This window comes from Occultella kanbiaonis, from assembly GCF_009708215.1.
Classification (GTDB): Bacteria; Actinomycetota; Actinomycetes; order Actinomycetales; family Beutenbergiaceae; genus Occultella; species Occultella kanbiaonis.
Genome location: NZ_CP046175.1, coordinates 3,187,635 through 3,199,564, shown reverse-complemented (window position 1 = coordinate 3,199,564; position 11,930 = coordinate 3,187,635). Strand labels below are relative to the sequence as shown.

Here is an 11,930-nt window from a genome sequence, read left to right as displayed (position 1 = left end):
CCCTCGAAAGGAAGTCTTGTGCGCCCAGATTCCACGCTTCGCCGCATCGCGAAGCCTCTGACCGCAGCCATAGCGGCCGCGCTCCTCGTCTCCGCGTGTGCGGAGTCGGCGAACACCGCCGACGCGGCCACCGACGAGGAGACCAGCATCACCATCCTCCAGGCCGACATCGGCATGGGCCTGATCAAGGAGGCCGGTGCCAACAACACCGAGTTCCTCGGCGCGACCCAGGCCACCCTCGTCCGCAAGCCCTACGCCGAGTCCGCCCAGGACGGCGTCTTCGAGCAGGACCCGTTCACCTATGAGGGGTACCTGGCGGAGAGCTATGAGGTCTCCGATGACGGGCTCGTCTATACCTTCCACCTCTCCGACGCCGTGAGCGCGGCCGGGAACGAACTCACCGCGGACGACGTGCTGTGGTCCTTCGAGCTCAAGTTCGGAGCCGAGACCTCGACCGCGCCCGGGGCGATGTCCCCGGTGATCACCGACCCGGCCACCCAGTTCACGAAGATCGACGACAAGACGGTCAGCATCACGATTGCGAGCCCGGGCCTCGGCACCACGCTGCTGTCCATGCTGGCGGACGCACTGGCGTTCGTCTACGACAGCAGCGAGATGCAGGCCAACGTGAGCGATGACGATCCCTATGCGATCGCCTGGGCGCAGGAGAACCCGAACTATGGCTTCGGGCCGTACGAGATCACCGACTGGGAGGTGGGCTCGTTCGCCCGCTTCGAGGCGCGGGACAACTGGATCCTCGGCACCCCGGGCGTCGACGTCGTCAATGTTCAGGTCGTTCCCGACGCAGGAAGCCGCGCGAGCACCATCCGAGCCGGAGACGCGGACATCGTCGAGGGGCTGTCGCCCACGGATGCGGCCGACCTGGCCTCCGTCGACACGCTGATCGTGCCTACCGTGAGCTCACCGAACACCTCGCAGGTGCTCTCGTTGGTGACGAACAAGGCGCCGTTCGACAACCTGCTGGTGCGTCAAGCCATCTCGCAGACGGTCCCGTTCGACGACATCATCGCGAACGTCTACCAGAACCGTGCAGTGCGCAACGGCTCGGGAATCGTCTTCACCAACACGCCCGGGTACGACGCGACCGGCCTACCGGAGTACGACTACGACCCGGAGTCCGCCAGGGAGCTGCTCGCCGAGGCTGGCTACCCCGACGGGTTGAGCTTCACCCTCACGGTGAGCGCCGCCGACGCCGAGTCGCAGGCCACGGCTGTGCAGATCCAGACGGCCGCGCGCCCGGCGGGCTTCGACATCGTGATCGAGACGGTTCCCGGTGCCGACTTCCACACCGGCCGGTACGCGAAGATCTGGCAGGCGCTCCTGTCCGTGCAGGCACCCTGGGCGCTCACTCCGATCTACACCCTGAACCTGCTGACCGGCGTCGACTCGCAGAACAACATGTCGGACTGGGAGGACCCGGAGTTCTACGAGGCGTTGGCGGCCAGTGCCGAGGTGATCGACCAGAGCTCGGCCGAGGCCGGCGCGGCCTGGAACGTTGCTGAGACCCGGCTGCTGGAAGAGGTTCCGTTCATTCAGATCGCCCAGGTGCAGCCCGGGATCGCGATCTCGGAGCGGATCGCCGGCTACGCGTGGCGCACCGACAACACGGTCGACTACGCACACCTGTCCATCAACGAGTGACACCGCGGCCGGCGCAGAGCTCCCGTCGCGCTCCGCGCCGGCCCACCTCACCCCAAAGGAGAAACACCATGACGTTCAGCATCGTCGCCACCGATCCCACCACGAACGCCGTCGGGGTCTGCCAGGGCACCGGCTCGATCGCCCTCGCTTCCCGTTGCCCCCAGGTGGCAGGCGGTGTCGCCGTGACGAGCCAGTGGCACAGCGATTGGCGACTGGGACTGCGTGCCCTGGATCTGACCACGAGTGGACTGGATCCACAGGTGGTGCTCGCGGCACTGGAGCAGACGGACCCCCTGTTCGCCTACCGTCAGGTCGGCATCGTGACCGATGACGGCCGGGTCGGTGCCCACACGGGGTCGTTCACCGGCGGCCGTTCCTTTTCGGGGCATCACACCGGCGCGGGCTACGCGGTGCTCGGCAACGGAGTGGTGGGACCCGAGGTTCTCGCAGCGGTTGCCCAGACGTTCGAGGCCGGCGCCGACCTGGCGTTCGAGGAGCGACTGCTGCGCAGCCTCGAGGCCGGGCTGGAGGCAGGCGGAGAGGGTCGCCGGCACCTGTCCTCCTCGCTGATCACCACGCTGCGCGGTGAGCGGCGCCCACGGATCGACATTCGTGTCGACATCGCCCCCGTCGGTGCGGACTCCATCCGGGAACTGCGCCGGATCTTCGACGAGTACGGGCCTCTGATCGACTACTACGGTGACTACTGGCTCGATCACCCCGAGGTGCTCGGGGAGGAGTGGCTGGACCTGGGACAGCCCGGCACCGCGAACCGCCAGCGCGTCAGTTGACGGTCCGGGCGGGCGTGACCTGCGACCTAGGATCGCAACAGGGCGATCACCGAGGAGCCCGAGGGGAGGCGGCAGGTGAGCAAGGGTGAAGAACGCACCGCGACCGAGCGGGAGAACCTCGGCCGTCGGGTCCGCACCTTCCGCAAGAGCCGAGGCATGTCGATCAGGGACCTGGCCGCGGCGACCGGCAGGAGCTCGAGCTACATCCACCAGATCGAGAGCGGGACGGCGAACGCCGCCTTCGCCGTGCTGCGCAGCCTCGCCGACGCGCTGTCCATCAAACTGATCGACCTCTTCGAGGAGCCGGCGGCCTCCGGCAAGGTCCTGCGCCGGCGGGAGCGGCCCTCGATACTGCACGGCGACGGGGTCCGCACGTTCGCGATCACCCCGCCGCCGCTGCTGGACGTCGAAGTGACCTCTACCGAGTACCCACCGGGCGGCACCGTTGGCGGTCCGGACTACACCCACGGTGACGTCCGGGAGATCTTCATCGTCATCCGTGGCACGTTCCTGTTCACCCTCGGGGAGAGCACCTTCGAGTTGGCGGAGGGCGACAGCCTGGACTTCCGCTCCTCGATACCGCACCAGATCACCAACGTCGGGAACGAGGTCGCCGAGGCGATCTGGGTGTCGTCACCCCCGGCGAGCCTGCCCGCGGCGGCGAACGGGGTCGACCACTCCTGACTCCCGACGAGCACCGGCATCGCCCGGCTGCGTCAATCCCACCACAGGTGCAGCACCGGTCCGTGTGGTCCACGAACGACGTCGATCTCGTCGGGTCCCCGCCCGGCGTCGCGGAGGTCGTACCGGTGCCGGGCCGCGTACCAGCGCTGCCGGTACAAGCTGCTCGACAAGCAGGATGCCCGGTGGTGGTAGTACTCAGATTGAAGCTCGGGATCCAGGTCGGCGACCCAGGGCGGCACCGGGCCGACCGCGATGTCGGGTGTGAAGCCGAGCAGTTCGGGGTCGTCGATGAGCACCCCGCTGAGCCCGAAGTGCTCGCTCGGTTCGCCGCGCGGTGCCGGCGAGTTTCCCCTCACCTGGGGGTGCTTAGCGATGCTTCGCAGCAGCGTCCCGAGAGTAGGGGAGTAGTTCCATCTCTGCGACAGGGTCATTTCCGGGATAGCACTCAGAATCCGGGCTGCCTCGTCACGGTCGACGCCGTCTGCTGAATAGTACGGCCGCTGCGAATCGTAGGCGGTGAGCTCGTGCCAGTCGTCGAGGTCTGCCGCCGACAACCCCTTCTCCAGCAGTGGATCCGGCGGCCACCCGTCCCCGCCGAGCCAGCCGTCGGCGTCGCGGTTCACCATCCGAACCAGACCCCGCGGGTGCCGGTCTCGTCGTCGGTGACGATGCGCATGTACGGAAAGCGACGCGCCCCCGTGACGCCGTAGCGGCCGACGGCCAGGATCCACGCCTGCCTCGTGATGCCATGCTCCAGGCAGTCTGCTCGGGCGTCGAGGTAGGCCGCGTAGTCGTCCGCAGGGAGTTCCTCGATCCACGCCGGCAGCTCGGCGGGCGTGACATCGGGCGCCATGTCCACCAGGGTCGGGTCGAGGATGGTGAGTTCGCGCACCTGGATCGCTTCCCCGGGGAGCTCCGGGCTCAGGAGCCACCCACCGGCGAGGACCGTCCCGGGGTGGTCGGCGACCACCCGCAACACGATGGCCGCCGGTGGCGCGTAGCCGCTCAGATCGAGTTTGAGAGCCGGCTTCGGAAGCGCGGCGAGCAGCGACTCTGCCGCCGGGGCGTCCAGCCGCGAGAAAGCGAGGATGCGTGTACCGAGCTCCTCGAACTCCGGATCCCACCTGGCGTTGATGTACGGCTCCAGGGTCTCCGGGATGTCGTCGCCCAGCAGGAAGCCGCGTTCGGCTCCGTTGTGCGCCGGACCGGGCCAGCGCTTATTCGCCATGACCTCCGCCCAGGCCGTACGCAGCCACCCCGGCTCCGTTCTATCGATCGTGCCGACGTCATGAACCGTTGCCATGGAGCGAGCGTCGCGCCTCTGGAGCCCCGCATTCCACCGGGTGGCACAGATCTGTGGACAATGCGGTCGAGCGGGCAGGCTGTGGACGGAGCCCGCCCGCGGCGGTGCTGCTCCAGTCAGTGCTGCACGGTCGCATCCTGGGACCATCGGCGCGCATCGATCCCGGACGGCCGGTAGTCGTCGTGCGCGGGCGCCACCGGTCCACTCGACGACCTGCTTCGCCTGGGCGGGCTCGATGTAGGCGAGGTCGCGCATCTCGTCAAGAGACTGGGGGTCGTCACTCCAGAAGTCGCCACGGTCCGTTGGGGGTCCCGGGCACCTGGTTGCGCGTCCACCACGTCGCCTCGTAGCGGTGCCCTTGGTGTTCCACCACATCGCCGGCGATGAAGATCCTCGTCGGCGTCCAGAGCGCGGTGCCGTCGCTCGTCGTCGCAACCTCCTGCCATGGGCCGTACGCGTCGCCCGGCACCTGGTTCTGCGTCCACCAGGACGCCACCCATGTGCTGTCGCTGTAAGCGACCAGGTCGCCCACTGTGTACGGCGTCCGTTGGTCCCAAGCCGGCGGCGCCGGCACGGCATCGGAAACCTCGGAGTCGCAGGACTGTTCGACGGTGAGGTTCTCGAAGGTGCTCGCGGTGGAGGCGTACAAGCCGACCCCACCGCTGCGGACCACGGTGTCCCGAGCTTCCGCGATCTCGACCCCGTTCAGGGTCGCGACGATGTGATCACCCTGGATCGTTGCCCCCAGTCGGACCGGCCCGGTCAAGGGATCGGTCAGGGGAACCGACGCGAGCGTGACCGGACCGGACCTCTGCGCCTCGCGAACGATGCCGACGTACCGGGATCCACTGCTCGTTCTGCCGATGTGGATCCGGTAGCCGTAGGTATCGGACGTGTCTCTCAGCGAGATGCCCGCGTTTCCGACGCCATTGATCGTGACGGTGGCCGTCGCGGCGTAGTCGCATTGCAGTGAGAAGCGCGGGGGCAGCGTCGAGGCGGCCAGCACGTGCGCCCAGCCATCGACGGGCGTGAGGTTCAACTGGCCGGAGTTCACGGACACCTCGCCCGCGAGTCCCTGCCAGTTGGCTTGATCGAGCCCTTCGCTGATCGTGATGTTGTCGAAGGTGGCGGCCCGCCGGTGGGTGTAGGCGGCGGCGCCGCCCGTCGGGAGCTGGGAATCGGTCGCGGCGATCGACGTGTCGCCGACGGTGGCGACCAGGTGGCGTCCGATGGCGGACACGGTCATCGTGTACGGGTCTGCGGAACCGAGCGGCAGGTCGGACTCCGCGAGCGTTGTGGATGTCCCGTTGTAGACCTTGACGAGCTGGAGGGTCACGCCGGCCGATGAGGTGAGGACATTCGCCCGGTAGTAGTTGCTGGCGTCGTGGTAGCGGAAGGTGAAACCGGTCCGGGTGGTTCGCTGACCACTCGTCCCTGGGGTGATCTCGGCCGTGATGATCGCGTCATTCGGGACGCCCTGCTGGGCCGCGAAGGACTGCATGTCCGCAGTCGAGGACTGTGTCAGCGCGCCGGACTGCGCCGCCCAGTCGCCCAGCACCGGCGTCCAGCCCTCGAGCGAGCCGTCGAAGGCATAGACGGTGCTGTCGAGACTGGTGTCGGCGAACTCCTCCGTCAGGACCGGGTTCAGGGCTGAGGTCTCCTCGGTGGTGACGGTGACCTGGTCGCCACTCCGGGTGAACGCGGCCGGGCTGCCATTGACCATCACCACGTTCGCGTCCGGGGCGTTGATCGTGATCGTGCCGGTGAACGGGTCGCCGATCGAGATCTCCGCGGTGGCGCCGACGAGGTCCACGCTCACGTCGGAGACCACCCCCGAGGCGCTGAGAACCGGCTCTCCGTCGTCGAGCAACTGGGATCCCCGGGTCAGCGAGTACCGGGTGAGCCCGCCGTCCTGGGAGCGCTCGAGATAGGCCGTCTCGGCGTCGGTCTCGGCCTCACCGAAGACCCGCTGCGACGGCACATCCTCGCGTGAGAGGTAGAAGCGCCCGACGGCGTCCGGTAGGTCGATCTGCATGGCGGTAGCCGTCGAGTGGGTCACGCCGGGCAGCTCGATGCGGGTCGCCGTCGTCGTGGGCGCCGGACCGGCTGCACCGGGGACCACGACTGTGTCGAGCCCGGTGGCGCCGCTGGTGGACCAGTCGTAGGAGAGGAAGTCGACGTCCGTGAGCACGTCCTCACCCACGCGCACGGCGCCGTCGTCGTGCACGGTCGGGGCGAGTTCGACGCCCTCGGGCGTCACCGGCACGAGTTGCACGCCGGTAACAGGCTCGGCACCCGGCACGGTGTCGAAGCCGATCGTGGCGACGTTCGTGCTCGGGTCGACCGTGACCGGGTCACCGGGGAAGTGCCACAACTGCCGATAGTCGTGCGCGGCGGTGTCCCCGGTCAGGGAGTCGGAGACCACCCAGAACCCGGGCTTGACGAAGTAGACGACCCGATCGTGGACGACCGGCTGGTAGCCGAACGCCTCACCCTGATAGATGTCGAGGCCTTCGTTCGTGCGCCACAGGGACATCCTGCGGGTGACGCCGGGGGCTTGCGGGGCGCCGTCGACCTCGACCGTGTTGTGCGCCTCGGTCGTGTATCGCATCCATTGGTTCGTTGGTGTCGGGCTGTAGTCGCCGACTCCTGGATCGACGATCAGCGGGCGACCGTACGCCGCCATCACCAGGCTGAGGTCATCCGGATGCCGGTGCGAGGCGGTGTAGCTGGAGTTCTGGTTGTTGATCAGCATGTACTGGGCGTCGGCGTCCCAGCCGGAGCGCTGTACTGCGAAGCTGATCGGGAACAGCGTGGATGGCAGCGTCGGGACGGTCCCCTCGGTCCGACCGGAGGCGACCCAAGCGAAGTCGGACCAGGAGTTGCGCTCGGCGGCCCTGCGGATCGTGCCGATACCGGCGTCGATGTTCGGGGAGTCACCGATCAGGGCGGGCTCGAGATTCGGTTGCCGGGTCGCGAACAAGGAGTCCGCGATCCAGTCCGACCACCGCGGGATCGGATCTGGAAGCGTTCGCCCGTTGGCATGCGCCACCTCGAGCAGGGTGTTGAGCAGGTCCGCGACGTACGCCTGGTAGTTGAATGCCGGTTCCCGGTATACGCCGTCGCCCTTGATGTAGGCACGCATGAACCGCTCGACGGAGCGTACGGCGAACCACTCCCACGAATACGATGCCGAGAATTCGGGAAGATAGATCGCCGTCAGGTAGATGGAGCGGGCCATCGACAGGTACCAGTTGTTTCCGACGTGGCGCTGCAGAGCGCCCACGAGATGATCCGTCGTGGCGTGCACACCAATGAGGTACGCGGTGAGATCGCTCGCCTCGATGGTCGGCTCCGCCCGGAACACCGCGAATGCCGCGACGAGTTGTGACAGCCGCTTCGCGCCCGAGAGGTTCCGGTTGGTCGCCCAGGTCGGATTGTCGGCGAAGAAGTCCAGTGAGATGTCCATCCAGGCGGCCGCATACGTCGCCCGGAGCTGCGGGTCATCCTCGTTCTGGTAGGCGCGCGTCAGCTTCCCCATGAACGAGAGATCGCTCATCAGGACCTGCGCGCCGCCCGGGGCTTCCGCGGTCCCACCCCAGGGGTCCTGCCAGTCGACGTCGATCCGCTGCTCCGCGTCGTTGTAGAAGTCTCGGGTCTCGGCACCGAACCGGAAGGTCCCCGCCGCGAGTTCGTCGGCGGTTGCGTCGCCGATTCCCGACCCTGAGACCGGAAGCTCGATGCCGGTGCGGTTCGCAAAGTGCGCCTGGAGCTCATCGGCAGCCCCTGCCTCATCCCCGGCGGCGAGGCGTGCCGCCACCGGCGCGAGCTCCGGGCGGGCAAGGTCGAGCAGTCCGCCTAGATCCGACATCTCATCCGCGGCGACCGGCACCGACGGTAGGCCCGTCACGACGAGAGCCAGCGCGACTGCGCCCGCGGCCATCGCGTGGAACCGACGGGACGCGGTCCTTGAGGAGGCACTTCGTCGGTCCGTTCGGCTGTAGGTGGAGGTCAACGGTGATCCTTCCGATATGCGACGGGCTGCGGAGCCCCTTCGTCAACCATGACGTGTCGTTGCGTCAACGTAGGCGACAGCGCTGTCGCGGGTCAAGGCCTGCGGCGAACGGTGTGCTTCGAACTGGGCGCGGTCGAGGGTTCGGCCGGTCAGCGCGAGGGCGGCGCGGTGGATGCGCGGACGATGAGCTTGGGCCGCTCCTCGGTGGTGACGCCGAGGGCCGTGGGCACGCCCTCAAGCAGCGCCGCGACCTGCTCGACCGCATGGGCGCCGAGCGCGCGCATCGGCAACCGCACGGTCGTCAGCCGCGGCCTCACGATGTCGGCGATCTCGGCGTCGTGGATGCCCACCACGGATAGTTGGCTCGGCACATCGACCCCGTCGTCCGCCGCCGCCGCCAACAGACCGGCCGCGGACATCACGTTGTTGACGACGACACCGGTGGGGAATGTGCCACCGGATCGGATCGCACCGAAGCCGAGCGTGCCCGCCTCGATACCGAACCCGGTGAAAAGGCCCGCCCGAGGTCGCCGCCGGGCCTGCTTCATCGCCGTGACATAGCCCTCGTACCGTGCGGAGGAGGTCTGGCTCTCGTCGCGGCCGCCCACGAATCGCACGTCGGTGTGACCAGCCTGAAGCAGGAACTCGGTCGCCATCCGGCCGGCCAGCAGATCATCGACGGCGACCCAGGGGTAGTGCGGGTCGGACTGCTGTTCCAGCAGCACCACGGGCGTCGGGTGTGCGCGCAGGTGGCCCAGCACTTCCCCGTCGATCAGGCCCTCATGGCGCAGCAGGATCGCGTCGATCGATCCCTGGCCGAGTAGACGAGCGAGGAAGTGGCTGCCGGAGCGCATCCAGGCCGCGTCGCCGAGCACCACGGCCCAACCGCGAGCTTCGGCCGCCTCGTAGATGCCGAGGAGTAACTCCTTGTAGACCGGGTTCTCGAGCCCTTCGACGACCACCGCGATGGTGCCCGCCCGCTGCCGCCGTAGCGCCCGCGCCGCATCGTTGGGCACGTACCCGACCTCGGCGATCACCGCCTCGATACGCGCACGAGTCCCAGCGCTCACTCGGGTGTGTGTTGTCCCGTTGACCACGGCGGAGACCGCAGAGGCCGAGACCCCAGCCCGGCGTGCGATCTCTTTGAGCGTGGCCATCCGGCTGATGATAGGGCGTCACCACCGACCCCGCCGCTCACCCGACGGAGATCCGCCCTCGGGCATCGAGACGACGGCTCCGCGGTGAGCCGCAGGATTAGGTCACCGCGTGCTCGTGCCCGTCCACAGTGCAGCCGACGGTGTTCAGCGACCCTTCGAGAACGGTCGAGGTACCGTCGGGAAGTTCGACGGTGGCGCGCACCTGCGGAGGCGTCCTGACCGTCATGGTGAACTGGGCGCCGTCCAGCGTCCAGGCGACCGAGATCTCGCCGGCCGGCGTCCAATGCGACGCCTCGGCCGAGGTCACTCCAGGCACCGGTTGCGGCCGGATCGCCAGCTCGCGGTAGCCCACTGAGCGCGCCGACTGCTGGATGCCGACCAGGTGCGCGAAGAACCAGTGGTCGATGACGCCGTTCATGAAGTGGTTCTGGCTGAACCCGAACGTAGGCCCGTCCCACGTCTCGGTGAGAGAGGTGGCGCCGTGGCGCAGCTGATAGCCGTAGCCCGGATGGCGATCCTGGACGGTGATGGCGTGAATCAGGTCATGCCGGCCGGCGTCGGCCAGCACCTCGAGCAGTGCGGCCATCGCAACCTCCCCAGCGTCCAGCCGCAAGTCGTCCGCAACGATGCGTTGCGCGAGCGCCTCACGGGCGGCGAAGACGCGGGGCTCGGGAACCACTCCGGTCTGGAGCGCGACCGCCAGCTCGGCAACGGTCCCGTCCCCGACAGTCCCGTCCGGCGTGACGAAGCGGGCGGCGAGGAGCGCCCGGAGCTCGTCGGCCTGGGCCTCCCACCGGGCCCGGTCCGCGTCGTCGCCGATGATCGCCGCCGTCGCCGCGAGAACTGTGCAGGCCCGAGCGAGGGTAGCGGTGGCCACCAGCGGCACGTGCCGTGGCTCGCGGCCGTCCCAATCACCCAGGCCGTACTCGATCACGCCGTCGGTTCTGCAGGCGAGGACGTGCTCCACCCAGCGGACCGAGGCCGAATAGGTGGCGCGGAGGATCTTGTCGTCACCATAGGCCCGGTAGAGCTGCCAGGGCACGAATACGAGCGCCGCACCGAAGTTGACGTCACCGCGCCACGGATCGGGGAACGGGTCCCATTCCGGTACGTACAGCCCGAGGTGACCCGACTCCGCCTGGGCCTCCCGAGCGATCTGCAGCGTGTTCTCGAGGAGGGCGCCGACGTCATAGTTCCAGTGGAGCGTGTCGAAGGCCAGGTGCAGCTGCTCCAGGTAGCCGAGCTTCTCGCGCTGCGGACAGTCCGTGAACATCGAGTACATGTTGGACGTCACGGCACGCTTGATGATCCGGTGGGTCGAGTTGAGCCGCTCGTCGGAACAGTGGAACTCACCGGCAGGCTCGGCCGCCGCGGCGATCACCGTGCCACGCACGGAATCGGGCGCCGGTGCTTGGTCCAGCCCTTCGATCTCCAGGTAGCGCAGCCCGTTATACATGTACTGCGGATGCCAGGTCAGCGGGGACTCGGCCGTGCTGACCCGGTGATAGACGGGCCCCCAGCCCTGGGTTCGCGGATCGATGGAGCCGTCCGGGTTCAGTAGTTCCGCGGGACGCAGTGTGATGCTCGTGCGGGCCGGCAGGTCGAGTTCGACCCACCCAGCGAAATTGACGCCGAAGTCGGCGACATAGACACCGGGCGCGGGTTCGGTCAGCGCGACGGTGGGCAGTTCCTCGACCCGCTCCAGCGGCGGAATCTGCTTGCGGGTCAGCGCCAGCCCGCTCGGCATCCTGGCCCCGACGGCGTTCGGCCAGTTCTCCACCGTGGTCAGGTCGGCGAGGTGGTGGGCGTCGTAGTCCTCGCCGCCGACCCAGTTCGCGCGGCGCACCGGTCCGAGGGTCGCGTGCCAGGTCAGGTCGGTGGCCAGGTGGTGGGTGCCGGTCGCGTCGTGCCACTCCAGGACCGCGCAGGCGCCGAGGTCGCCGAAGTCGGTGTGGATCTTGGTCCAGCGGTCCCCGGCCGGCATCGAGCGGTAGCAACCGGGGCCGAGGTCGATGCTCAGCACGTTCCGCCCGGCGGTCAGCAGCTCGGTCACGTCATGGGCGACCCATTCGGTGCGGATGCGGTAGTCGGTGTAGCCCGGTTCGAGGAGTGCCGAAGTGACCCTCCTGCCCGCGATGCGTGCGCAATAGACTCCGAGGCCGGCGATGCTCAGCGTGGCGTCGGAGGGCTGGCCCGCCACCTGGAAGGCGCGGGCGAGCACGGGCAGCGGACCGTCCGGGTCCTGTTGCCACGCTGCCGACGTGATCCAGGCACCGTGCTGATCGGGAGGCATGCAGTCAGGAATGATCGTCTCCTTC

8 protein-coding genes are annotated in these 11,930 nt (G+C 68.3%); 3 read left to right on the top strand and 5 right to left on the bottom strand.

The features are described 5' to 3' along the window. The first annotated feature begins 18 nt into the window (after positions 1 to 18). The 3 genes from GKS42_RS14725 to GKS42_RS14715 all read left to right on the top strand — a co-directional run bounded on the left by GKS42_RS14725 (position 19) and on the right by GKS42_RS14715 (position 3,137). Positions 19 to 1,662, top strand: a complete 1,644-nt coding sequence (locus GKS42_RS14725; RefSeq protein ID WP_154794513.1) for an ABC transporter substrate-binding protein — start codon at positions 19 to 21, stop codon at positions 1,660 to 1,662. Between the two features lie 68 nt (positions 1,663 to 1,730). Continuing rightward, positions 1,731 to 2,453 carry a DUF1028 domain-containing protein gene (locus GKS42_RS14720; protein ID WP_154794512.1) on the top strand — a complete coding sequence of 241 codons (723 nt, stop codon included), beginning with the start codon at positions 1,731 to 1,733 and terminating at the stop codon, positions 2,451 to 2,453. A gap of 75 nt (positions 2,454 to 2,528) precedes the next feature. Next, entirely contained in the window at positions 2,529 to 3,137 is a 609-nt protein-coding gene (locus tag GKS42_RS14715; protein ID WP_154794511.1) for a helix-turn-helix domain-containing protein, read from the top strand. 32 nt (positions 3,138 to 3,169) lie between these two features. Here GKS42_RS14715 and GKS42_RS14710 read toward each other — a convergent pair whose 3' ends face one another. From GKS42_RS14710 to GKS42_RS14690, 5 genes are all read right to left on the bottom strand, one after another. Beyond that, a complete protein-coding gene (locus tag GKS42_RS14710; RefSeq protein ID WP_154794510.1) occupies positions 3,170 to 3,493 on the bottom strand; it encodes a hypothetical protein in 324 nt (107 codons plus the stop codon). Positions 3,494 to 3,756: 263 nt separating this feature from the next. After that, on the bottom strand, positions 3,757 to 4,440 hold the full coding sequence (locus GKS42_RS14705; protein ID WP_154794509.1) for a hypothetical protein: 684 nt from the start codon (positions 4,438 to 4,440) through the stop codon (positions 3,757 to 3,759). Between the two features lie 277 nt (positions 4,441 to 4,717). Further along, the gene (locus GKS42_RS14700) at positions 4,718 to 8,383 is read right to left on the bottom strand and encodes a heparinase II/III domain-containing protein (RefSeq protein ID WP_154794508.1); all 3,666 of its coding nucleotides are present in this window, start codon (positions 8,381 to 8,383) and stop codon (positions 4,718 to 4,720) included. Between the two features lie 221 nt (positions 8,384 to 8,604). Then, a complete protein-coding gene (locus tag GKS42_RS14695; protein WP_154794507.1) occupies positions 8,605 to 9,612 on the bottom strand; it encodes a LacI family DNA-binding transcriptional regulator in 1,008 nt (335 codons plus the stop codon). A gap of 97 nt (positions 9,613 to 9,709) precedes the next feature. Further along, positions 9,710 to 11,905, bottom strand: a complete 2,196-nt coding sequence (locus tag GKS42_RS14690; RefSeq protein ID WP_154794506.1) for an alpha-L-rhamnosidase — start codon at positions 11,903 to 11,905, stop codon at positions 9,710 to 9,712. Positions 11,906 to 11,930: the final 25 nt, after the last annotated feature.